The organism is 'Cynodon dactylon' phytoplasma (assembly GCF_009268075.1).
GTDB classification, from domain to species: Bacteria; Bacillota_I; Bacilli_A; order Acholeplasmatales; family Acholeplasmataceae; genus Phytoplasma; species Phytoplasma cynodontis.
Genome location: NZ_VWOH01000002.1, coordinates 54,118 through 79,195, shown reverse-complemented (window position 1 = coordinate 79,195; position 25,078 = coordinate 54,118). Strand labels below are relative to the sequence as shown.

The following is a 25,078-nucleotide window of genomic DNA, read 5'->3' as shown; positions in this document are numbered from 1 at the left end:
AAAGTATTTTTTTTATTCTTTTTTAAGTAATCCTTGGCAAAAACCTATTTTGGCTTTTAACATTAAAAACTATCTTCGGTGTTTAAGGACTTAACTGCTGTATTCGGAATGGAAACAGGTGTTTCCCCTTAACTAAATCACCAAGGATCTTTCAAAACTAGATAAACAAAAGTTTTTTTAAAAAAATCAAAGTCAATGGATCTATTAGTACTAGTCAGCTGAAAATATCACTATTCTTACACTTCTAGCCTATCAACCTGATAGTCTTTCAGGGATCTCATAGGGAAATCTCATCTTAAGGGAGGCTTCACACTTAGATGCTTTCAGTGTTTATCCTTTCTATACATAGCTACTCAGCTGTGGCTCTGGCGAACCAACTGAAACACCAGCGGTATATCCATCCCGGTCTTCTCATACTAGGGACAGCTCCTTTCAAATTTCCAACGCCCACGACGGATAGAGACCGAACTGTCTCACGACGTTCTGAACCCAGCTCGCGTTCCGCTTTAATGGGCGAACAGCCCAACCCTTGGAACCTTCTCCAGCTCCAGGATGCGATGAGCCGACATCGAGGTGCCAAACCGCTTCGTCGCTGTGAACGCTCGGAAGCGATAAGCCTGTTATCCCCAGGGTAGCTTTTATCCGTTGAGTTACGGCCCTTCCATGCGGTACCGTAAGATCACTAAGTCCGACTTTCGTCTCTGCTCGACTTGTAGGTCTCGCAGTCAAGCTTCCTTATGCCTTTACACTCTAAAAATGATTTCTGACCATTTTGAGGAAACCTTATGAACGCCTCCGTTACTCTTTAGGAGGCGACCGCCCCAGTCAAACTGCCCACCAAACACTGTCCCTCATGATACACTCATGTAGGTTAGAAACTAAAAATAACAAGGGTGGTATCCCAAGGTCGACTCCTTTAAAACTAGCGTTTTAAAATCATTGTCTCCCACCTATCCTGTACATGTTATTCTCAATCCCAATATTAAGTTACAGTAAAGCTCCATGGGGTCTTTTCGTCCTGTCGCGGGTAACCGGCATTTTCACCGGTAATTTGATTTCACCGAGACTCTTGTTGAGACAGCGCCCAAATCGTTATGCCTTTCGTGCGGGTCGGAATTTACCCGACAAGGAATTTCGCTACCTTAGGACCGTTATAGTTACGGCCGCCGTTCACTGGGACTTCAATTTAATGCTTTGGGTTACCCCGAACATCTCCTTTTAATCTTCCAGCACCGGGCAGGCATCAGCCTCTATACATCACTTCACAGTTTAGCAGAGACCTATGTTTTTGATAAACAGTCGCTTGGGCCTATTCTCTGCGGCTTTTACTTTTTATCATAAAAGCTCTCCTTATCCCGAAGTTACGGAGCAATTTTGCCGAGTTCCTTAACAAGAGTTTTCTCGCGCGTCTTAGTATACTCTACCTTCCCACCTGTGTCGGTTTACGGTACAGGTAAAAAAATAATTAACCCTAGAAGCTTTTCTTGAAAGTATGACATCAGTCACTTTACTTTAAAACCTTATTTTTTGGAATAAGAAAACGGATTTGCCTATTTTCTCAAACTTGGTTTTTCTACCCTAATCCAATAAAGGGCGTGCTTAGCCTTCTTTGTCCCTCCATCAGTTATTTTTTTAGTGCAGGAATTTTAGCCTGCTGTCCATCGACTACGTATTTCTACCTCGCCTTAGGTCCTGACTAACCCAGGGTGGACGAACCTGCCCCTGGAAACCTTGGGTTTTCGACGGATAGGATTCTCACCTATCTTTTCGTTACTTACACCGGCATTCTCACTTCTGATTTCTCCACTACTGCTTACGCTATAGCTTCAACGACATCAGAACGCTTCCCCTACCATATACAAAATAAAGAATTTATTTTGTTATCCGGAGCTTCGGTATAATGTTTGAGCCCCGATATATTTTCGGCGCAAAGTCATTCGACTAGTGAGCTATTACGCACTCTTTAAAAGATGGCTGCTTCTAAGCCAACTTCCTAGTTGTTTAAACGTCTTTACTTCCTTTACCACTTAACATTAATTTAGGGACCTTAGCTGACGGTCTGGGCTCTTTCCCTTTTGACCATGGACCTTATCGCTCATAGTCTGACTGCTGATCTTTTTTTAATGACATTCGGAGTTTAATTGAGATCAGTACTTCGAGGTGAAGCCCTCACTCATTTAGTGCTCTACCTTCATTAAAAACAATGACCAACGCTAGCCCTAAAGCTATTTCGGGGAGAACCAGCTATCTCTGAGTTCGATTGGAATTTCACCCCTAGCCACAAGTCATCCAAACACTTTTCAACGTGTCCTGGTTCGGTCCTCCATTTAGTTTTACCTAAATTTCAACCTGCTCATGGCTAGCTCACTTCAGTTTCGGGTCTATGACATACAACTTAACGTTCTCTTAAAACTCGCTTTCACTACGGCTACGTTCCTTCAAACTTAACCTTGCTATATATCATAACTCGCCGGTTCATTCTGCAAAAGGCATGCCATCACTCATAAACGAGCTCTGACTAATTGTAGGCATACAGTTTCAGGATCTATTTCACTCCCCTCCCGGGGTTCTTTTCACCTTTCCCTCACGGTACTAGTTCACTATCGGTCACTAAGGAGTATTTAGCCTTGGGAGATGGTCCTCCCGTCTTCCGACAAGATTTCTCGTGTCTCGCCGTACTTTTTGATACTCTAGATTTTAATTATTACTCTACAGGACTTTCACCTTTTTTAGTTTTTCTTTCCAAAAAATTCAAGTTAATTAAAATTTTGTAACTAGTTTGAATAGTATCTGGCTGTTCCGGATTCGCTCGTCACTACTACCAGAATCGTTATTACTTTCTTTTCCTGTAGTTACTTAGATATTTCAGTTCACTACGTTTCCCTTTTTGATATTTGAATACCAAAAAACTACAAGTTTATTGTAGTAGGTTGCCCCATTCGGAAATCCACGGATCTTCATTTATTTACAACTAACCGTGGCGTATCGCCGTTAATTGCGTCCTTCATCGGCTCTTAGTGCCAAGGCATCCACTGTACGCCCTTAATTCCTTTGATTTCTATTATTTTACTTTGTTTATCTACTTTTCAAAGAACTTTTTTTAAGAATCAGAAAGATGACCTTATTGATCAGTTGGTGGGCCTAAATGGACTTGAACCATCGACCTCACGCTTATCAGGCGTGTGCTCTAACCAACTGAGCTATAGGCCCTTCCTTTTTCTTAAAAGAGAAAAACTTACTACTTATTAGAACTAAGTCTTTCAAAACTGAAGATGAAAATTTAAAAAATTTTCTTTTCCTTAGAAAGGAGGTGATCCATCCCCACCTTCCGGTAGGGATACCTTGTTACGACTTAACCCCAATCATCGATCCTACCTTAGACAGTTCCCTCTTCCGAAGAAGTTAGGCTACCGTTTTTGAGTATTACCAACTTTCGTGGTTTGACGGGCGGTGTGTACAAACCCCGAGAACGTATTCACCGCGACATGCTGATTCGCGATTACTAGCGATTCCAACTTCATGAAGTCGAGTTGCAGACTTCAATCCGAACTGAGACTGCTTTTATGAGATTGGCTATAAACTCGCGTTTTAGCTACTCTTTGTAACAGCCATTGTATCACGTTTGTAGCCCAGATCATAAGGGGCATGATGATTTGACGTGATCCTCACCTTCCTCCAATTTTTCATTGGCAGTCTCACTAAAGTGCCCATCATAACATGCTGGCAACTAGTGACAAGGGTTGCGCTCGTTTTAGGACTTAACCTAACATCTCACGACACGAGCTGACGACAACCATGCACCACCTGTATCCCTGATAACCTCCACTATATTGCTATAGCTTTGCAGAGTATGTCAAGACCTGGTAAGGTTTTTCGTGTATCTTCGAATTAAACAACATGATCCACCGCTTGTGCGGAGTCCCGTCAATTCCTTTAAGTTTCATACTTGCGTACGTACTACTCAGGCGGAGTACTTAATGTGTTAACTTCAGTACCGAGTTTCCCCGACACTTAGTACTCATCGTTTACGGCGTGGACTACCAGGGTATCTAATCCTGTTTGCTCCCCACGCTTTCGTGCCTCAGCGTCAGTAAAGACCCAGCAAGCCGCCTACGCCTCTGGTGTTCCTCCATATATTTACGCATTTTACCGCTACACATGGAATTCCACTTGCCTCTATCTCACTCTAGTCTGATAGTTTCTATAGCAGAACAGTGTTAAGCACTGAAATTAAACTATAGACTTACCAAACCGCCTACGCACCCTTTACGCCCAATAATTCCGGATAACGCTCGCCCCCTATGTATTACCGCGGCTGCTGGCACATAGTTTGCCGGGGCTTATTCATTGAATATCGTCAAGATAGTTTTTCCACTATTTTTTCTTCTTCAATAAAAGAACTTTACATACCGAAATACTTCATCGTTCACGCGGCGTTGCTCGGTCAGAGTTTCCTCCATTGCCGAAAATTCCCTACTGCTGCCTCCCGTAGGAGTTTGGGCCGTGTCTCAGTCCCAATGTGGCTGTTCAACCTCTCAGTCCAGCTACACATCATGGTCTTGGTAGGCTTTTACCCTACCAACTAACTAATGTGCCGCAAGCCCCTCTTTAAGTATACCTTTCGAAAAAGGTCTTTTAAAAATTAAAAGATGCCTTCTAATTTCCTATCCAGTCTTAGCAACTGTTTCCAATTGTTATCCTCGTCTTAAAGGCAGGTTACTTACGTGTTACTCACCCGTTCGCCACTAAAATCCGAAGATTTCCGTTCGACTTGCATGTATTAAGCACGCCGCCAGCGTTTATCCTGAGCCAGGATCAAACTCTTCATTTTATTTCTTTTTTTTAAAAAAAATAAAAAAAAGAAGAAAAAAATAAAATTGAATTTTATATATAATAAAAAATTATTTTATAAAATCATCTTCAGTTTTCAAAGAAATAATTCAAATAATGTAAAAAAATAAAACAATAATAACAAAAAAATTTTATAAATTTTATAATATGGTGAAGGGGGGTGGATTCGAACCACCGTACCTTTCGGAGCAGTTTTACAGACTGATGCGTTTAGCCACTTCGCTACCCCTCCACAGTATATTAAATACTAAATTATAAAAAATATGTTTTATTTTAATAATTATATTTAAACATCATTTTAAAAAATATAGTTACTAATTGATTCTAACATATTTATAGAAAAAAATAAATATTTATTTGTTAAAAAAAATTTTTTTATATTTTGTTTTTTTTATTAATATTGAAGTATATCAAAATTTTTATTAGAATACTTTTTTTCCATAATCTTTCTGTTAATAATAGTTTGAAAAATAGTATAAATATTACCTATAATCCAATATAAAGATAAACAAGCATCTTGAAAAGAAGTTATCATCATAAAAAATATCATTATATAACTGACAATTTGAATATTTTTCTCCTGAGCTTTATTCTTATTAATTTGTTCTAAGGTTAAAATTCTATCATTATTATTCTTATTATTTTTTTTTTGAAAATTAATTTTATTTAAAAAAAACATGCTTATACCTACTAAAAAAGATAAAAATATTTTTACTAAAAAATAATAGTTAGGAGAATAATAAGAATTAAAATATATAAAATTTAAAAAAGGTTTATTAACAGAAATAGAAAAAATTCCTCCATTTACACGAATACGATTTAAAGTTCTTAACATAGCTATAAAAATAGGCATTTGTAAAAAAGAAATAAAAATATCAAAAAAACTAAAATTATGTTTTTTGTAGACCTTAAAAATTTCTAATTGCATTTTTTTAATAGAATCAGGATCTTTTTTTAAATAATATTTTTGTTGAATTTTATTAATTTCTGGTTGAGCTCTACTCATATTTAAAGAAAAAGAGTTAGTTTTGGTATAAATAGGCCATAATAAAGTTCTGATCAAAATAGTTGTTAGAATAATTCCTAACCCTAAGTTTCCAAAAAATATACCTTCTTCTGAATACAATATATAAGTAGAATAATATAGTAAAGAACTGATAAAAATTAATAAAACATTCCAAATATATCCCCAAAATAACAAAAAATTCCATTTTAACTTATAAGGCCATTGTATTGGTAAATCACCTGTATCATCAACTAAAACTTCAATAGAAATTCCGTTTGAATCTGATTTAAGAAAAAGACTATTATTTATATCTTTATTAATATTTTTTTTATCTCTAATTAAAAAATTATATCTCACTTTAGTAATTGAATTAATATTATTTATATTTTCATAAACTTGAATATCTTTTATATTGTTTATATCTAAAAATTGAAAATTGTCTAAAAAACCTATTTTTAATGATGATTCTTCTTTAAAATACTTTTGTTTTAAATAATCTAAATTAGAACCTACTTTTATAGTAAAAAATTTTCTGACTTCCGAAATATTTTCTGATTCAGAATTAGGTAATAAATTATCTTTATAATAAAAATAAAATTTATTTTTTTTAAAAATTTTATCTAAACTATCTTTTATTTTTTGTTTTACTTCTAAATTAAAATCAGGATTTATAATTTCTACTATATTTTTTTGTTTTGAATCAATACCAATTCTAAAAACTTTCAAATATTTTTCTAAATCTTTATAATCGTAATTATCACTAAATATTTTTTGTTTTAATTCTTGTAATTCTGTTGAAGAAAATTTTTTAAGAAAAACAATTTCTATTCTTTCATTAATTAATTTTTGATCAATTTGAGATGAAATAGGAAATAAGATTCTAAATATTAATAAAGAAATAAGAGAAAATAAAGATATTCTTAAAATTTTTTTTAAATTATCCATGTGAGTTTAATCCTTATTTTATTATTATTCCGTAATTAAAAAAGATTTTTTTAATAAATTATTAAATTGTTTTGATAAATCATTAAAATTTAAACATTTAGCAGAAGGTTTAATAAATAATACAAAAGAAGCTTTATTATTAATTAAATAAACATTTTGATAAATAATCATTCTTAAACGTCTTTTAATTAAATTTCTTTCATGAGATTTTCCATACTTTTTGTTAATGCTTAAAGCAAACTTAAAATGATCAAAATTATTATTTTTTGCATAATACAATATAAAAAAATAATTTCTAACATTTTTCTTAAGTTTAAAAATAAAGTTAATTTCTTTTCTTTTTTTCAAAATAAATTTTTTTTTCATTATAAAAACTTATAAATCCTTTTTTTGTAAATTTATTCTAAAAAAATAAAATCTAATTTTGTAAAATCTCCTGCACTTTGTCTTCATCCAATTCTTTTATTAATAAAATCAATAGCTTAACAGTATTTTGAATATCTTCTTTATGAACAATAGAATTATGAGAATGAATATAACGTGTTGGTATACCAATTACAATAGATGCTGCACCTTCATTTTGTAAATGCATCGCTGAAGCATCTGTTTGTCCTCCAGTAGGTTTTGGTTCTTGAAAAGGAATATTATTTTCTCTGGCAATTTTAATTGTTAATTCTCTTAAAGATTTATGAGCTACTAAACCGTAATCAAAAACTGGAATTTGAGGACCCTTACCTAAAACTTGTTCAGAAGAATTAATTTGTCCTGGTGTATCATCAGCAATGCCAGTATCTATAGCTATAGCAATAGAAGGTTTGGTTTTATTAGCACTAGTTATCGCTCCTCTTAATCCGACTTCTTCTTGTACTGTAAAAGCGCCAATAAACTGATTAGAATTATCTTTTAAAGAACTTAATAATTTCATTAAAACCAAAACTCCTACACGATTATCCATCGCTTTAGACATTAAAAAATTAGAATTACCTAATGTACGAAATTCACTATAAGGTGTTATCATATCACCTATTCTTACTCCTAATTTTTCAGCTTCTTCTTTATTTTGAACTCCTAAATCTAAAAATAAATCTTTAATATTAGGTATTTTGTCTCTTTCTATAATAGATAATACATGAGGAGGTTTCGCACCTGTAACAGCAAACAAAACCCCTTTAAAAGTGTGTATTTGCCATATTTGAGCTAACATTACAGAAGATAACCAACCCCCCAAAGTTTGAAATTTAACAAATCCTTCTTTAGTTATTTCAGTTACTATTAAACCTATTTCATCAACGTGACTAGCAAATAATATTTTAGGACCCTTTAAACCTTTATAAGTTATCATACTACCTAAATTATCAAATTCTACTTTATCTACAAATTCAGAAACTTTTCCTTTTATATAATTAACAACATTTTTTTCTTGACCCGGAACACCACTTAAAGTTGTTAATTTATTTAATTCAGATAATAAATCCAACATAATTTTATTTTTTTAACTCCTTAACTCATAAAATGATCCAATAGATAATAAAAATAATATAATAAAAATAAAAAAAAACAATTAAAAATTAAACAGATAATTTATAACGACCTTTATGTCTTCTAGCACTAATAACATTTCTACCGCTTTTAGTAGACATTCTAGTTCTAAAACCATGAGTTCTTTTTCTTTTTATTTTACTAGGTTGATATGTTCTTTTCATAAAATCAATTTCCTTCTTTAAACTATATTCAAAAAAATTTATATTTTTGTATTAAAATAAAAAGATTCATAATTAATTTTAATAATTTATTTTATTTTAAAATTTTATAATTTATAATAAAAAATTTAAATATACTTGAAATAAATATTTTTTTATTCTGTCAAATTATCTTCTTTTTGTTTTTTATTATCAAAAATATTTCTTTTCCAAAAAATAAAAATAAAAAATAGAGTTAAAATTAAAAAAAACAAACCTAAAAACTTCAAAATAAAAAAAGTTAAATTAATTTTTTTACCATAAAGATAACAGCTAAATCCAAATAAAGAAAGATAAGAAAAAAAATTAATTGGAAAAATAGGTTTATTTTTTTTCAAATATTCTGTATACAATAAAACAATACTATGAATAATGATTATACATAATATCATATTATTTATCTGAAAAAAATTCTTTAAAAAAAACCTTTCAATAAAAGGATTGAATAAAAAACCTAAAGATATTAAAATTAAAATTAGACTTTCAAAAAAAAACAAAAATTTAACCATTTTTTCTTTTCTATTTCCATTTATTTTTGGAATAATAAAATAATAATTAATTATAAATATTAAAATTCCCAAAAAAATATCACATATTTTTATTTTTCCGAAACTAAACTCAAAAGTAAGTTTATCATAAAAAAAACAAGAAATAGCAAATAAAAAACTGAATATAATTTTAAACAAATCTGAAAAAATTTTTTTTTGTTGTATCATTTTAACAATAACTATCCTTAATTTTCAATTTATCTAATATTTTTTTTATATTAAAATATAAAAAATATTAAATTGTTACAGATTATTTTAATTCATCATCTATTTATTCTTTAAAATATCAATTAATTCTTTTTTTTTAAGCTTAGAAAAATTTTTTACTTTTTTATTTTTAGCTAATACTTTCAAATCGGTAAGCAACATTTCTTCTAAAGAAATTTTATTTATTTTTTCTTTTGAAATAATTTCTTCTTTTGATTCAAATTTTATATTTTCTTTTTGTTCTAATTTTGTTTTTTTTACTTCTATATCATTTTCTATATTGTTATTCTGAATATTATTATGAACATTTTTTTTATTTTCTAAATCTGAAAATTCATTAGATAAAGAATTATTATTACATTTGTTTTCTAAATTACTTTTTTTTTGATCTAAATGATATTTAGATAAGTTAACATATTCTGAAAACATTTTAGGTTGTGAAAAAGAAATTTCTGCTAGCATTTTTCGATTTATTTCTGTTTTAGATAAAATCAAACCATGTATAAAAAGAGAGTAACTTATATTATTTTTGGAACAACCAGCATTAATCCTTGTGATCCACAACTTTCTAAAATCTCTTTTTCTTCTTCTTCTATCTCTATAAGCATATTGTAAAGAACGCATTACTTGCTCATTAGCTGTTTTATAAAGGGTACTTTTAGAACCAAAATATCCTTTAGCTAACTTCAAAATTTTTTTTCTTCTTTTATGTCTTGCATTTGTAAAATTTACTTTAACCATTTTATACTTTCCTATATTTTCTGCAATCTATATTTTTATTATATTATAATAAGAATGTAATATAAAAAAATAATTTTAAATTAAAAGATACTTAATTCTTTTAAAATCTGAATTATCTACTTTTGTAACTTTTCTTAATTGTCTATTTTGTTTTTTAGTTTTCGAACTGGCTAAATGATTTTTAAAAGCATGTCTTCTTAAAAACTTTCCTGTACCAGTAATTTTAATCCTTTTTTTTAAACCTCTATGTGTTTTTTTTTTAATATTCATAAAATGATATATCACTTTCTCTAATGATTGTTGATTTTTAATACAATACTTTAAATATTTTGATAAAAATAGATTCGTGATAAAGAAAATCTATTATAATAAAAAATTATGATAATATAAAAAATATAATTTTATTTAACAAATATAAAAGATAAATAATAGTATATATAAAAAAATTCTATTTCTTTTTAGAAACAAAAATAGCTATCATTCGATTACCTTCCATCTTAGGCTGCATCTCTAATAAACTAATACCTATTAATTGTTTTGATATTTTTTGCAAAATTTCATCTCCTAAAATAGAATGATGATTTATCATTCTACCTCTAAATCGGATAATAAACTTAACCTTATCTCCTTTTTCTAAAAAACTAATAGCTTTTTTAATTTTAATATTCAAATCATTATTTTCTATATTGGGATTAATACGTATTTCTTTAGTATTAATTATATGTTGTTTTTTTTTCATCTCTTTGATTTTTTTTTGTTGTTTGTATTTAAACTGTGAAAAATCCATTAGACGAATAACTTTTGGATTAGAATCAGAATTAACTAAAACTATATCCATTTCTTTTTCTTCAGATAATTTTAAAATTTGTTTTTGTTCTAAAATACCTAATTTATCCCCGTTTTCATCAATAACTAAATATTGACCTTGAGTAATTTTATCGTTATATAATAAAAAACTTTCTTTAGTATTTTTTTTATGTTTGTTAATGGTTAAATAAACTCCTTTCTTTTTTTTAAAAAATAATAAATTAATATCGAAAAAAATATTAAAAAGTACTTATCAATCAATAAGTACTTTTTTTGCATAAAATAAAAATAAGATTTAACAATCGAAATTATTATAAATAACAAACAATAAATTATTTTTAATAAATTTTTTTTATTTTGTGCTCAAAACCTAAAAACTACTTTTATTTTATATATATATTGAACTTATTTCATTTCATTTTTCCGGTAGAAAAGAATAAATATTTCTTTCTTTTCCTTTTCACATTTCTTATATACTATTTATACTATTTAATTTTAACTCTGATATCAAAAATTATATAACGAGACTCATATCAAAAAATACATTCTATATTATACAATAAAAAAATAAATTTCAATTCTAAAATAAATTAAAAAAAGTTATACTTTTCTTTAAAAATTATTCATAATGATCTATTTCTTCATAAGATATAGGTTTTAAAATAATATGATCATATTTTTCTAATAATCTTGAAATAGGGCATTTTTTATGAATATAACTAATAACTTTTTCTGTTTCTGATAAAGCAAAATTTTTAATTCCTAAAAACAAATTAATTTTAAAATAAAATCCTAAATCATCTTTATGTACTTTGCAAAATATTTTTGATTTAATATCTTCTTTTTGGATTTTACTATCTTTTGATAAAAAATTATAGGTTGTTTTATAAAAACAAATAATTAAAGATAAACAAAATAATTCTTTCGGAGAAATAAATTCATCTTGTCTATTGTTCAAAAATGAATTTAATCTATATTTAACACCATTATTTAAAATTAGTAATTCATTTATTCTATTATCAAAACAAATCATAATCTTTAAAAAGTTATTATTAGTTTTCATATTTTTAATATTCCTTATTTTTTTATTATTAAAATTTAAAATAAAAAAATCAAAAATAAATCTTACTTAAATCAGAATCTTTTTTTATTAGATGAAATATTTCTGAATTTAAACAATATATACAATGTAAAGGATTTTCAGAAACTTCTTCTGATTCGAATAAAATATTCAACTTTAAAAATTTTTTTGTAATAGGAGAATTAGCAGTCAAAGGAAAACTTTTATCTCTATATTTTAAAATCGCTATTAAGATCTCTTTTTCTAAAAGACTAAAATTTAATAAACATTTTTTTATATAAAAATTTTTATTTCTCTCATATAAAAATAACATGAAAATCAAAATAGCTAATGATATAAAAAAAAGTATTGAAATTTCAAAAAAAAATCTTAATAAAATCTTAACGAAATCATAAAACACAATTATCTTTTATACACCTCTTCAAAAGAAATTATCAAAAAATTTACTTCTTATTTTTCATACTAGACATAATTTGTTTAATTTGTTTCTCGCTAGCGGTTCTTCCCATTTGTTTAAACATTTCTTTAATCTGTCTTTCAGAGATTGGAGGATTTTTTTCTAAATATCTTTTGAATAGAAAAAACACAATAATTCCACCAATAAAAATACCAGCTATAAAAGATAAAAATAATTGAAACATCATATTCATGCGAAACCCCTTTTTTTTTGATTAATTACTACTAAAATAATATTATATATAAAAAAATTATAACTGAAAATATTTTAAAAATAATAAATTTAATCTATTTTAATATTGTAATACTTTAATAACTTATTTCCATATTTTTTAGTTTTTAGTGAATAAAAATTGCCTATTTTTGGTAATAAATCATTTTTATAATACAATTCGCAAATAACAATACTATGAGAATGAGTAATTTTATCTAAATTTTTAAATAATTTATAATAATAATTTGAAAAATAAGGAGGATCTAAAATTATAATATCAAATTTAATTCTATTCTTAATAAACTTTTTTAAAATTTTAAAAGCATCAGAATAAAAAATTTGAATTTCATTTTCTTTTAAATTTAATTTTTTTTTATTTTGATAAATAGTTTTTAATGCGCAAAAAGAATTATCAACTAAATAAATTTCTTTAGCTCCTCGACTTAAAGCTTCGAATCCATAACATCCAGAACCAGAAAATAAATCTAATAAAGTAGCATTTTTAACCAAATCACCAATAGTATCAAATAAAGATTTTCTAATTAAATGAGAAGTCATTTTAGTTTTTTTAGAAGAAACCATTTTAAGTTTAAAATTTTTATATTTTCCTTTGATAATATGAATCATATATATTAATTGTACAAATACATAATCTCTTATTATATATATTTATTACTATAGCCTTTTTATTAAATTATGAGATTATTAAAATTATTTTTAATAATAAATCTTTCATTAAAAATTTTAATAAAATTTAAAATATATATTATAAATGATGAAAATAAACTAATAGTTAATTATAAATTTTCTAAATTTAAAAAAAATTTAAAAAAATTTATTTGATAAAATCTAAAAATTTTTCTTTATAAATATGAGGATAGTTTTTTTTAGTATAACTTATTATAGGATATTCAAATAAAAAACGATTAAATTTAGTAAAAAAAAATTCATTTTTTCTATCAATTGGTTTTACTAAAATAGATTTAATATTCATTTTGTTAGAACCTAATATATCAGTTATTAACTGATCCCCTATCATCAAAACTTGATCATGATTAACATTTAATAAACTTAAAATTTTTTTAAAACCATATAAAAAAGGTTTTTTTTGATACCATTTCAAATAAATATAATTAAAAAAATTAAATTTAAAAACCTTTTTTAATTTTTTTTTAGATGAATTAGAAAGTATAAATATTTTGAATTTTTCTTGTATTTCTTTCATTTTTTTTATAGTTTGAGAATTTAATTTAGAATCCGAACTGGAAAGTAAAGTATTATCTAAATCAAATATCAAAGCTTTAATTCCTTTTTTTGCAAAAAAATCATAAGGAATATCAAAAAAATTTTTATAATAAAAATTAGGTAAATATTTTTTAATTTTTTTATTCATTTTAATTTTATTTTATTCTATTTTCAAAATTTTTACTTTAAAATTTTTTCCTGTTTCTGTTCTAACTAATACTATATCACCTTTATTATATCCTCTTATACTTTGACCTAAAGGAGAATCGATAGAAATTTTGTTAACAGATGGATCTGTTTCTAAAAATCCAACTAAATAAAAAAATTTTTCTTCCATACTATCTAAAAATTGCAGTAAAACTTTTTTACCAATATCAACAGTTTTTTTTTCATCAGAATTTTTAATAATTTTGACATTTTTAAGAATATTTTGAATTTTTAAAATACGATTTTCTATTAAAGCTTGTTCATCACGTGCTGAACTATATTCTGCGTTTTCGCGTAAATCTCCATACTCTCTTGAAGATTTTAACAATTCTAAATTTTCATTTCTTTTAGTATTTTTTAAATGATCTAACTCTTTTTTTAACTTTTCTACTCCAGATTCAGTTAATTCAAATAATTTTTGAGACATAATAATAAAAAACTAAACCTCCTTTAAAATATAATAATTCATTCTATAGTTTATCATTTTTTTCAAAAAAAAATTATAAAAATATTCTATTATAAAGATAAGAAATTTTTTTTAGATAAACTCAAACCATCACCTATATCGTAAAAAAAAGTTTGAAAAAAAGTATTTTTTTGAAGAAAAATTTTAAAATCATTTATTTTTTGTTTGATTCTTATTATTCTTTTAGAATTAGAATCAGTTGATTTTACATGACTCAAAAAATTAATATTATCACATATAATAATGCCATCATGATTCAAAAAAAAACTATATTTTTCAAATAATTTTTGATATTGAGTTTTAGCAGCATCAATAAAAATAAGATCATATTTTTTATGAGGTTGATAAAAAAAAGCTTCAGAATGAATGAACTCAATTTTATAATTAGTATTTTTAAAAAAAATATGAGTTAATTTATATCTATAATAATCTCTCTCTATAGTCTGTATGTTATTATAATTATTGCTCATTCCTAAAGCACTATATCCGATAGCAGTTCCTATTTCCATAATATCGATAATTTTTTTCTCAAAAATAATTTTTTTCAAAAAATATAAAGTTTCATCCTTAATAATAGGTATATTATGTTCTATAGCATATTTTTTTAATTTAAATAATAAACTTTCTTTTGTGTTCATATTTTTTTATAATTTATTATTATTATTCTGATAATAATTTAAAAAACTTTGTAAAATAATCATAGCTGATATTTCATCTTTTAATTTAATTTTTTTTTTATCGTTAATTTTTATTAACTGTAAAGCTTGTTGGGTAGATAAACGTTCATCCCATAAAATTACATTAACAAAATCAAACCAAAAAATTATTTTTTTTTTAAAATCTAAACTAATTTTAGCTTTAATTCCTAAATCATTATTCATATGTTTAGGATACCCTAAAATTATCATTCGAACATTTAGTTCTTCAATAATTTTTTTTAAAGGTGTTAATAATTCTTCATATCTATGATTAGAAAAATATATAGTTTTTAAATTGCAAGCAAAAATACCAAATTCAGAAAAAGCTACTCCTAAAGTTTTTTCTCCTAGATCCAAACCTAAGAATGTTTTTTTTTTGTTCATAAAAAACTTCTCCAATTAGATAAAAATTCTTCTATCGAAACAATATCTTCAATTATACCTTGTCCGAAATTATTATTACCTCCACCTTTAACTTTTATTTTTTTCTTTATTTTAGTTATAAAAATATTTATATTAAAAATTTTACTTTTACAAACAAAAAAAAGTTTTTTTTCTTTAAATCGACATAAACATAAAAAATCAATATTTAATTTATCAAATAAATATTCTAATATTAATTTAGACATATAATCATCTATATTTTCTATTTCTTTTTTAATTAATATTAAAATTTCTTTTTCAATTTTATTAGGAATTAATTTATCAGCTTGTTTTAAAGTTATTTTAGTTTTTAATTTTAAAAATTCTTTTTGATATTCTAATAATTTTTTTCTTAATAAAGTTAAATAATCTTTACAATTTTGAATATACCTATAACTATCATTTTTAGTAATAACAGATAACTTCAAATTATTATTAAAATTTATCATTTTATCTAAAAATTTATTATTTTTTTCAGAAACAAAAAAATCTTTCATTTTCTGAATTTTTTTCAATATTTGTTGTTCTTCTATAAAAAAAGGATTGGTTTTTTGAGATAAAATATTACTAATATTTTTTCCAGTAGTTGCTTCAATTCTATGCATACCTGAACCAATAATTTCATAAGAAACAATAGAAAATCTTTTTAATTCTTTTGTATTTTGAACATGAGTACCACAACATAATTGAGAAGAAATATTATTTATTTTTACTATTCTAACTAGATCTTTGGAAAAAAATTCTTTATTTTTAAAAAAATTTTCATTATCTAAATAATTTGAATTATTGTCTAAGTAATCTAAAGATTTTGTTTTTGTTTGAATAAAATATTCATTATTAATCCAATCATTTATTTGATCTTCAATTTGAATTAATTTTTCAAAAGAAAGATTGGCATAATGATTAAAATCAAATCTTAAAATTTGGCTATCTAAAAAGGAACCTTGTTGTTGAACATGTTTTCCTAAAATTTTTTTTAAAGCTTCTAACAAAAGATGAGTTGCTGTATGATTGCAAGAACTGTTAAATCTTTTATCTATATCAATTTTAGCTAAAATTTCTTGTCCTTCATAAAAAATACCTTTTTGTTGAATTTCATGTAAAAATTGTCCATTAGGTAATTTAGTAACTTTTTTAATTAATATATTATCAATAAAACCTTCATCAGACATTTGTCCTCCTGAAATAGCATAAAAAGGAGTTTTTTTTAATACAATACCTTTATCAAAAATTTTAATAACTTTTGTTTTTATATAATATTTTTGATACCCTATAAATTCACTTTTTTCTTTAAAATCTGAAAATAAAAAAATTTTATTTTCCAAATTAGTATTACAATTATTTTTAATAAAATTACGAGACATATTTTTTTGTTTTTGCAACAAAAAATCAAATTTAGACAAATCTACTTTGATTTGTCTATTTCTTGCGTATTCTAAAATATCTTCTTTAGGAATTCCAAAAGTATCATACAATTTAAAAAAATTTTCACCAGACAATTGATTATTCTTTATTAATTTAGAAAAAATATTCTCTCCATTTTTCAAATGAAATAAAAACTTATTTTCTTCTTCTTTAATCATTTCACTAATTAAAAATTCTTTTTCCTCTAAAATAGGATAAAATACTTTCATTATATTTATAACAGAAGGTACTAATTTAAACAAAAAAGGTTCTACAAAACCTATTTTTTTTCCATTTTGAAAAGCTCTTCTCAAAATTCTTTTTAAAACATAACCTCTTCCTAAATTTGAAAAAATAGCTCCATCAGAAATACAAAATACCAAAGCTTTAATATGATCAGCAATTATTTTAAAAGCTTGTTGTCCTTCATACTTAACATTACTTAAATAAGAAATATTATTAATTATAGGTAAAAAAAGATCTGTTTCGAAATTAGTTTCCGTATTTTGTAAAATACATGCTAATCTTTCTAAACCAGCACCTGTATCTATATTTTTATTAGGTAACGGTTTATATTCATTTTTATTTAAATTATTTTGACAATTATATTGTGAAAAAACAATATTCCATATTTCAACAAAACGATTATTTTTAATATCTTTATAAATTAACTCTATTCCTCTAGAATCATATTCAAAACCTCTATCAAAAAAAATTTCTGTACAAGGACCACAAGGACCTTCACCTATATTCCAAAAATTTGTTTTTAAAGGGATTAAATTTGATTCTGAAATACCTTTTTTTAACCAAAGGGAATAAGTTTCTCTATCTTCTTCAAAATAAGTAATATATAATTTCTTTTTAGGAAGAAAAAACCATTTTTCAGAAATTAAAAATTCATAAGCAAAATTGATAGCTTCTTTTTTAAAATAATCACCTATAGAAAAATTACCTAACATTTCAAAAAAAGTATGATGAAGAGAAGTTTTACCTACTTCTTCAATATCATTAGTTCTAAGACACTTTTGCACATTTACTATTCTCTTAAAAGGAGTTTTTTCAGCACCATTAAAATATCTTTTCAAAGGAGTAACCCCGGCGTTAATCCATAATAAAGTAGGATCATGTTGAGGTATTAAAGAAAATGAATTTTCCTTATGATGCCCTTTTTGAAGAAAAAAGTTTATCCACATATTTCTTATCTGGTTAGAAGTTATTTTTTTCATTAAATTTTTTTATCCTTAATATTAAATTAGTATCTCGTTATTATATTATTAATAAATTTTATCTTTATTTCCTAGAAAATTTTCATATTAATATTAATAGTATATATACATACACTTAAAAAAATAAAACAAAAAAGATAATTTAAATTAAAAAAATAATTTAATTATCTTTTTTATTATTTTTTAAAATCAATTTTCCTTTATAATATCCACTATTACGTGTTATACGATGAGGCAAAGTAAAATTTTCAGTTATAGAACATTTTACTAAAGTCGGAGCGTTTAACTTATAATGTGTTCTTCTTTTTCTTTTTGCAGTTTTACTAGTTCTTCTAAAAGGGACAGCCATTTTTTTATAATTCTCCTTTTTTTTTATTTTTTAATAAAATAATCATTATTTTATTCAAAAATAAAAAAATTATTATATTTCTTTAATAATTATTAAGTAATAAAAATATTACTTAACAAACTTAATTAAAAAAATAAATCAAAAAATATTATTATGATTATGGCGTTTGAGAAGGGATTCGAACCCCCGACCGACGGCTTAGAAGGCCGTTGCTCTATCCAGCTGAGCTACTCAAACTTTTCATTGAAAAAACAAATAAAAAAAATTAATTATTTGCTTAACACACTATATTATACACAAATTATACATAAAATATTTTTTTTTTCAATTGATTAAAATTTACAATATTTTTTTAATTTTTGATATATATAATTATATATTGAATAAATATTAATTATTATATCTGATAACCTTTAAAAAAAGATATGAAAATTTATCCACAATTTCATAAGATTTTAAAATTAAAAAACCATTCTGATTTAACCAATCTATTAAATAATTAACTTTACCTTGACATCCTAACAAAAAATGTTTTTCATAACAAGGATTTTTTTTTAAAATTTTTATAATAGTATGAGGTCCCATACCACAAATCAAAACTAAATCAAAACTAATAATATTAATATTTTCTAATCCATCACATAAATAAAATTCTACGGGATAATTTTTTAATTTTTTCTTAGCATTATTCAAGGGTTCTATTCTGATATCAGTAGCAATTCCTTTTTTTATATATTTTAAATCAAAAGCTTTTTTTAAAATTAAACCGTGATCAGTACCTATATCTAAAACAATATCATATCCTTTAATGAGACTAACAATAAAATCAATTCTTTTCATTTTTTGTTAATGTTATTATATAACATTCTTAGCTTATTTTGTCTAGAAGGTGATCTTAAACGTCTTAAAGCTTTAGACTCTATTTGTCGTATTCTTTCTCTAGTTACACCAAATTTATTACCTATCTCTTCCAAAGTATAAATATGTCCGTCTAAAAGACCATAACGCATTTTTAAAACTTTTTCTTCTCTATCAGTAAGTGCTTCTTCTAATGATTCGTCTAAAGTTTTTTTTAATGTTTCTTGCAACATATAATCATGCGGAGAAATAGCATTAGGATCGTGAATAAAATCTCCTAAAGAAGAATCATCTTCTTCTCTTACTGAAGATTCTAATGAAATAGTTTCTTTTTCTATCATCTGAATATCAGTAATTTGTTTAGCATCAATATTCATTTTAGCAGCTACTTCTTTATTTTCAGCCTTACGTGATAAATCTTGTGTCAATTTACCTCTACAACGAGAAATTTTATTCATAGTTTCTATAATATGAACAGGAATTCTGATAGTTCTAGCTTGATCAGCTACTGCTCTAGTAATTGCTTGTCTTATCCACCAAGTAGCATAAGTAGAAAATTTAAATCCTTTATTATAATCAAATTTATCTACTGCTCTCATTAATCCCATATTTCCCTCTTGAATTAAGTCTAAAAATAAAATTTTTCTGCCGATATAACGCTTAGCAATAGAAACAACTAAACGATAGTTAGCTTCTACTAATTTACTTTTAGCTAAAAAAGCTTTTTCTATTATATTTTGATTTTCTTCAATTTCTTTTTCGCTCAAAATAATCTCTTTATTTTTATGTTTTTCTAACTTTTTTTTGGCTTCTAATCCTTCATAAACCATCTTAGATTTTTCTTTTTCTTCTTCTAAAGTTAATAAAGGTATTTGTCCTATTTCTTTTAAGTACATCTTAACTGGATCATCTATCTTAATAGAATTTGAAATTTTTTCCAAATTTAAATCTTCTAATAAAGATTCTTCATCTTCTTTAATTTCTTCAGATATATTTTCAAATAAATCAATTTTATTTTTTTTATTTAAAAAAGTCAAAAAATTAATAATATTTTTATTCAAAAAATTTTGATCCTTATAAAAAGTACTGATATATTTTAAAATTTTTTTTATTTGGTTATTATAATTAGAAAATAAAAGAGATTCTTCCATTTTTATATTATTATCTAATAAAAAATACTTTTTTTTATGTAACGTTTTTTGAAATATTCTTAATTTCATTTTTATATTACCTTTTCTTATTTTTTTAAAATATAAATTTTAAAAAATTATTAATTTAATGAAAATTATATTTATATGTATTAAAAATTCTTATTTCTTCTTTTATTTTTTCAATTTCTTCTTTTTTTTGTTCTATTTCTTTTTCTTGTAATTTAAGAATTTGAGTTAATTCTTTAAATTGTTCTTTACTTATTGATGTTTCTGGTTTTTTTGTTTTTAGTATATTTTCTCTTTCTTTTTTGATGCTGTCTATTTCTTGCAAAATACTATTAATTTTTAATTGATAATAAAAAATTTTTAAATCTTCTTTATTTTCTATTCTTTTTTTTCTTTTAAAACAAATACTTTGTTTAATTTCTATTAGTAAATTATAAATAGGAAAATCATTATCTAATTTATTCAAAAAAAAACTATAATTTTTAATAAAATTTTCCATATTAATTCCATTAATAATTTCATATTCAGAAGCATAAATATCATAATACTCTTTTATTTTATCAATAATTTCTATAACAAAAGGATTTGAAATATAATTAATAATATCATCTTGAATAAAATTAATATATTCTTTATTTAAAAATATATCACTTATTATATTTATTTCATGAATACTAATGTTATTTTCGATACTATTATTTATCTTTTGGCTAATATTAAAAAAAATATTATTATAAGATTTTCCTTTGAAAATTTTTTCTGAAGGAATATAGTTACTAATATCAACATAAATTTGATATTTAACATATATTTGTTTTTGATAATATTCTTGATTTTTTCTTTTATGAAATTTTAATAAATTAAAAATATCTTGTTCTAATATTTTAATATCTTTATTTTTCAATATTTTAATCTTTTCTTCTATTGTATAAAATATAAAATCTTTAGTGTTATTTTGCAAAAAAGAATCAAAATCTAATTTATTTTCTATATGAAAATTAATGCACTGATCAGGATCCATATTTTGATTCAAAAACAATATTTTAACTATAAAACCATTATAATTCAGTATTTGAGATATTTTCAAAGCAGCTTCTTTTCCTGATGAATCTCCATCATAAGCAACTAAAACATTTTCAACATTTTTTTTAAAAAGATTAATTTGTTGTTGAGTTAACTGTGTTCCCATAGTTGCAACAACATTTTTTTTGTTTAATTTAAAAAAAGCAATAACATCAAAAAAACCTTCACACAAAATAATTTCTTTTTTTTGTTTTATAAATTCATAATGTTCAAAAAAACGATATAACAAATTTTTTTTCTTAAAAAAAATTGTTTCTGAATTAAATAAATATTTAATTTCTTTTGTTTGGTGATTTGAATCTATTAAACGACCAACAAATCCAACTATCTGACCTTGATCATCTTTTAAAGGTAAAATTAATCTATTTCTAAAAAAATCATAATATTGATCGCTATTTTCTTTCTTCTTAACTAATTTTGATTTTAATATTTGTTTTAAATCATATTTTTTTTCTTCTAACAAATATTTAGTTAAAGAATTATGATATAAACCAGTAAATCCTATATTAAATTCTTCAATTAATCCTAAATTTAATTTTCTTTCTTGCAAATAAGAATATAAAGAGAAATGTTCAATATTTGTCCTAAATAAATTTTTTAAATTAAAATTTTTATATATTTCAGAATTATTCTCGTTAAATGAATTATATTGAATATCATAACGAAAAAAAGATTTTAAACTATTACGATAATATTGATTAGTGTCTTCTAAAACCATATATAAAGGATGAACAACAGATTTTAATTTCAAAAAAGAAGATGATAATTTGATATCAAAATCTTTAGATAACTCTAAAATAGCTTCAGAAAACGAAATACCTTTGAATTGTTTATAAAACTTTAAAGGAGAACCACCTTTTAAACAAGACATACATAAAGCAATATTTTTTTCAGGAGAAACAGAAAAAGAAGGTGTTTTTTCATTATGAAAAGGGCATAAACCCATAAAATTTTTTCCTGTTTTTTTTAGGTCTATTCCACATTTTGTGACTAATTCTAAAATAGAGATTTTTTTATTTATTTCTCTGATCAAATTTTTATTCATAAAAATTACACCATTTTTTAATTTTAAATTTAAGTTTTTTTTATTTTAGAGCAAAAATTAAAAAAATATTTTTTTTTCTATATAAGGTTTAATTTCTTCTATATTAATTTTATCTTGTAATAATGTATCTCTATCCCTAATAGTGACAGTATTATTTAATAAAGTTTCATTATCTATAGTACAACAAAAAGGAGTACCTATCATATCTTGTCTTCTGTACCTTTTACCAATACTTCTATTTTCGTCATAATCTACCTCAAAAAAAGAAGATAATTCTTTTTGAATTTGTTTAGCTTTAATAGAATGTTCTTTTTTAATTAAAGGTAAAATAGCTATCTTATAAGGAGACAAAAAAGGATGTATTTTAAGAACGATTCTAGTTTTAAAATCTTCTATTTTTTCATAAAACAAAGAATTAGATATAATAGCTAAAAATAATCTTTCAACTCCTACAGAAGGTTCAATAACAAAAGGCCAAAATTTTTCTTTTTTAATTTCATCAAAATATTGTAAATCTTTTCCTGAAAATTTTTGATGTGTCTTTAAATCAAAATCAGTTCTAGAAGCCAATCCCCATAATTCATCAAAACCCCAAGGAAAATTAAATAAAATATCAGTAGTTTTGTTGGAATAATGACTTAACTCTTTTTCAGTGTTTTCTCTTAATTTTATTTTATCAGAATCCAAACCTAATTCTAAAAGAAATTTACAAATATAATTTTGCCAAAAAAAAAACCATTTTTCATATTCAGAAGGTTCGCAAAAAAATTCTAACTCCATTTGTTCAAATTCACAAGTTCTAAATATAAAATTACTAGTTGTAATCTCATTACGGAAAGATTTACCAATTTGTCCAATACCAAAAGGTATCTTCTTTCTGGTTGTTTTTAAAATGTTTTTAAAATTAATAAAAATACCTTGGCAAGTTTCAGGTCTTAAATATAACGGAAGAGCTTTATCTAAAACAACACCTTGGTAAGTTTTAAATAATAAATTAAATTTTTGTATCGGGGCCCAATTCGAAGTCCCTAAAACTTTATTTGTAATCAAATATTCTGTCATTTGCTGTGTATCTAAACTATTTACATCAATACTAGGATTATGATTTTTGATTAAAATATCTGCTCTATAACGTTTATTATTGTCTTTATTTTCTGCTAATAAATCAATAAAAAAAGTTAAATGACCCGAAGATTCCCATACTTTAGAATTTAACAAAATAGAACTATCAATTAAAAAATTATTTTCATTTTCTTGAATAAATTTTTTAATCCAAGCTTTTTTAATATTTTTTTTAAGTAAACTACCTAAAGGTCCATAATCAAAACTACTAGATAAACCACCATAAATTTCACTACCTGGGAAAATAAAACCATTTTGTTTTGAAAAATCAATTATTTCTTTTAGAGATAACATTTTATATTCCTTTTATATTTTAAATTTTATTTTTTTATTAAATTTTTGATAAAAAAATAAAATTAATTCTTTTTATTTAATTTAATATACAAATTTAAAAAAATTTTAATTTTAAAAATATGACTAATTTCTTTTCTAGCATCCATACCTATTTGTTTAATTTTACTTCCGTGTTTGCCAATAATAATCTTTTTATGACTTTCCTTTTTGACTACAATAGAAGCGTCAATATTCATCAAACTCAAACCTTCATTCAAAAAAATATTTTCTACTAAAATTCTACAAAAATAAGGAATTTCACTATTAATATATAAAAGAACTTTCTCTCTGATTAAATCTGATATCAATTCTTTTTTAGTAATATTTGTTAAAAAATTTTTAGAAAAATAAGGTTTTTTTTGATCTAAATATAACAAAATCTTTTGTTTTAAAATACATAAATTTTTTTCTTTCAAGCATGATAAAGGTATAATTTCATCAAAACTAAATTTTGTTAAATAACTTATAATAATTTTATCTATAAGCATCTTATTTTTTAAAATATCAATTTTATTAATAATTAAGAAAATTTTACTTTTATATTTATTTAAAATATTTAAAATTTTCTGATCTTTATCTTTATACTCTCTATCTACTACAAATAAAATAATATCTGAATCTTGAATGTTTTTAAAAGTTAAAAAATTATTTTTCCAATTTATGCCAGGATTATCAAAAAAAACTAATTGATAATCTGACTCATTACAAACACCCATAATTTGGATTAAAGTAGTATTAGTTTTAGAACTAGTAATAGAAATTTTATTTTTTATTAAAATATTTAATAAAGTAGATTTTCCAACATTAGTCTTGCCTATAATAGACACAAAACCTGATTTAAACAAAAAAACAACCTCTTCATTTTAA

General features: G+C 24.2%; 23 protein-coding genes, 3 tRNA genes and 3 rRNA genes. All 29 read right to left on the bottom strand.

Features of this window, described 5'->3' with window-relative positions; genetic code table 11:
• Positions 1-31: 31 nt before the first annotated feature.
• The 29 genes from rrf to era all read right to left on the bottom strand — a co-directional run bounded on the left by rrf (position 32) and on the right by era (position 25,056).
• A 5S ribosomal RNA gene (gene rrf, locus F1741_RS01485) occupies positions 32-145 on the bottom strand.
• A gap of 38 nt (positions 146-183) precedes the next feature.
• Positions 184-3,056, bottom strand: a 23S ribosomal RNA gene (locus tag F1741_RS01480).
• A 77-nt stretch (positions 3,057-3,133) separates the two neighbouring features.
• Positions 3,134-3,210: transfer RNA gene (locus F1741_RS01475), tRNA-Ile, on the bottom strand.
• A 93-nt stretch (positions 3,211-3,303) separates the two neighbouring features.
• A 16S ribosomal RNA gene (locus tag F1741_RS01470) occupies positions 3,304-4,831 on the bottom strand.
• Together the 16S, 23S and 5S rRNA genes with 2 tRNA genes alongside form the textbook arrangement of a ribosomal RNA operon.
• Positions 4,832-4,999: 168 nt before the next feature.
• Positions 5,000-5,083 (bottom strand) — tRNA-Tyr (locus F1741_RS01465).
• 162 nt (positions 5,084-5,245) lie between these two features.
• Positions 5,246-6,802: a YidC/Oxa1 family membrane protein insertase gene (locus tag F1741_RS01460; RefSeq protein ID WP_152309839.1), complete on the bottom strand. Its 1,557-nt coding sequence runs from the start codon at positions 6,800-6,802 to the stop codon at positions 5,246-5,248.
• 24 nt (positions 6,803-6,826) lie between these two features.
• Positions 6,827-7,168: a ribonuclease P protein component gene (gene rnpA / locus F1741_RS01455; RefSeq protein ID WP_152309838.1), complete on the bottom strand. Its 342-nt coding sequence runs from the start codon at positions 7,166-7,168 to the stop codon at positions 6,827-6,829.
• A gap of 52 nt (positions 7,169-7,220) precedes the next feature.
• Positions 7,221-8,282: a M42 family metallopeptidase gene (locus F1741_RS01450; protein WP_152309837.1), complete on the bottom strand. Its 1,062-nt coding sequence runs from the start codon at positions 8,280-8,282 to the stop codon at positions 7,221-7,223.
• A gap of 88 nt (positions 8,283-8,370) precedes the next feature.
• The gene (gene rpmH, locus F1741_RS01445) at positions 8,371-8,505 is read right to left on the bottom strand and encodes a 50S ribosomal protein L34 (RefSeq protein ID WP_152309836.1); all 135 of its coding nucleotides are present in this window, start codon (positions 8,503-8,505) and stop codon (positions 8,371-8,373) included.
• A 152-nt stretch (positions 8,506-8,657) separates the two neighbouring features.
• Positions 8,658-9,257: a hypothetical protein gene (locus F1741_RS01440; protein WP_152309835.1), complete on the bottom strand. Its 600-nt coding sequence runs from the start codon at positions 9,255-9,257 to the stop codon at positions 8,658-8,660.
• Between the two features lie 99 nt (positions 9,258-9,356).
• Positions 9,357-10,037 carry a 50S ribosomal protein L20 gene (gene rplT / locus F1741_RS01435; protein ID WP_152309834.1) on the bottom strand — a complete coding sequence of 227 codons (681 nt, stop codon included), beginning with the start codon at positions 10,035-10,037 and terminating at the stop codon, positions 9,357-9,359.
• Positions 10,038-10,112: 75 nt separating this feature from the next.
• Positions 10,113-10,307 (bottom strand): 50S ribosomal protein L35, encoded by a 195-nt coding sequence (gene rpmI / locus F1741_RS01430; RefSeq protein WP_152309833.1) that lies wholly within the window; start codon positions 10,305-10,307, stop codon positions 10,113-10,115.
• A gap of 178 nt (positions 10,308-10,485) precedes the next feature.
• The gene (gene infC, locus F1741_RS01425) at positions 10,486-11,025 is read right to left on the bottom strand and encodes a translation initiation factor IF-3 (protein WP_152309832.1); all 540 of its coding nucleotides are present in this window, start codon (positions 11,023-11,025) and stop codon (positions 10,486-10,488) included.
• Positions 11,026-11,463: 438 nt separating this feature from the next.
• Positions 11,464-11,907: an OsmC family protein gene (locus tag F1741_RS01420; protein ID WP_152309831.1), complete on the bottom strand. Its 444-nt coding sequence runs from the start codon at positions 11,905-11,907 to the stop codon at positions 11,464-11,466.
• Between the two features lie 49 nt (positions 11,908-11,956).
• A complete protein-coding gene (locus F1741_RS01415; protein ID WP_152309830.1) occupies positions 11,957-12,325 on the bottom strand; it encodes a hypothetical protein in 369 nt (122 codons plus the stop codon).
• Positions 12,326-12,368: 43 nt separating this feature from the next.
• A complete protein-coding gene (locus tag F1741_RS01410; RefSeq protein ID WP_152309829.1) occupies positions 12,369-12,575 on the bottom strand; it encodes a YneF family protein in 207 nt (68 codons plus the stop codon).
• An 89-nt stretch (positions 12,576-12,664) separates the two neighbouring features.
• Positions 12,665-13,222, bottom strand: a complete 558-nt coding sequence (gene rsmD / locus F1741_RS01405; RefSeq protein WP_152309828.1) for a 16S rRNA (guanine(966)-N(2))-methyltransferase RsmD — start codon at positions 13,220-13,222, stop codon at positions 12,665-12,667.
• A 208-nt stretch (positions 13,223-13,430) separates the two neighbouring features.
• Positions 13,431-13,988, bottom strand: a complete 558-nt coding sequence (locus F1741_RS01400; RefSeq protein WP_152309827.1) for a YqeG family HAD IIIA-type phosphatase — start codon at positions 13,986-13,988, stop codon at positions 13,431-13,433.
• Positions 13,989-14,000: 12 nt separating this feature from the next.
• A complete protein-coding gene (gene greA, locus F1741_RS01395) occupies positions 14,001-14,474 on the bottom strand; it encodes a transcription elongation factor GreA (RefSeq protein ID WP_152309826.1) in 474 nt (157 codons plus the stop codon).
• A gap of 89 nt (positions 14,475-14,563) precedes the next feature.
• On the bottom strand, positions 14,564-15,151 hold the full coding sequence (locus tag F1741_RS01390; protein WP_152309825.1) for an O-methyltransferase: 588 nt from the start codon (positions 15,149-15,151) through the stop codon (positions 14,564-14,566).
• 6 nt (positions 15,152-15,157) lie between these two features.
• Entirely contained in the window at positions 15,158-15,595 is a 438-nt protein-coding gene (gene ruvX / locus F1741_RS01385) for a Holliday junction resolvase RuvX (protein ID WP_152309824.1), read from the bottom strand.
• A complete protein-coding gene (gene alaS, locus F1741_RS01380) occupies positions 15,592-18,264 on the bottom strand; it encodes an alanine--tRNA ligase (RefSeq protein ID WP_152309823.1) in 2,673 nt (890 codons plus the stop codon). Before alaS ends, ruvX begins: the two co-directional genes overlap by 4 nt.
• Positions 18,265-18,424: 160 nt before the next feature.
• Positions 18,425-18,613 (bottom strand): 50S ribosomal protein L32, encoded by a 189-nt coding sequence (gene rpmF, locus F1741_RS01375; RefSeq protein WP_152309822.1) that lies wholly within the window; start codon positions 18,611-18,613, stop codon positions 18,425-18,427.
• Positions 18,614-18,773: 160 nt separating this feature from the next.
• Positions 18,774-18,850: transfer RNA gene (locus F1741_RS01370), tRNA-Arg, on the bottom strand.
• Positions 18,851-19,003: 153 nt separating this feature from the next.
• Entirely contained in the window at positions 19,004-19,453 is a 450-nt protein-coding gene (locus F1741_RS01365; protein ID WP_152309821.1) for a tRNA (adenine(22)-N(1))-methyltransferase TrmK, read from the bottom strand.
• Positions 19,450-20,691 (bottom strand): RNA polymerase sigma factor RpoD, encoded by a 1,242-nt coding sequence (gene rpoD, locus F1741_RS01360; RefSeq protein ID WP_425305177.1) that lies wholly within the window; start codon positions 20,689-20,691, stop codon positions 19,450-19,452. Before rpoD ends, F1741_RS01365 begins: the two co-directional genes overlap by 4 nt.
• A 55-nt stretch (positions 20,692-20,746) precedes the next feature.
• On the bottom strand, positions 20,747-22,756 hold the full coding sequence (locus F1741_RS01355; RefSeq protein ID WP_152309820.1) for a DNA primase: 2,010 nt from the start codon (positions 22,754-22,756) through the stop codon (positions 20,747-20,749).
• A 57-nt stretch (positions 22,757-22,813) separates the two neighbouring features.
• Complete coding sequence (locus tag F1741_RS01350; protein WP_152309819.1) at positions 22,814-24,172, bottom strand: glycine--tRNA ligase; 1,359 nt, start codon at positions 24,170-24,172, stop codon at positions 22,814-22,816.
• Positions 24,173-24,234: 62 nt separating this feature from the next.
• Positions 24,235-25,056, bottom strand: coding sequence for a GTPase Era (gene era, locus F1741_RS01345; protein ID WP_152309818.1), 822 nt, complete (start codon positions 25,054-25,056; stop codon positions 24,235-24,237).
• Positions 25,057-25,078: the final 22 nt, after the last annotated feature.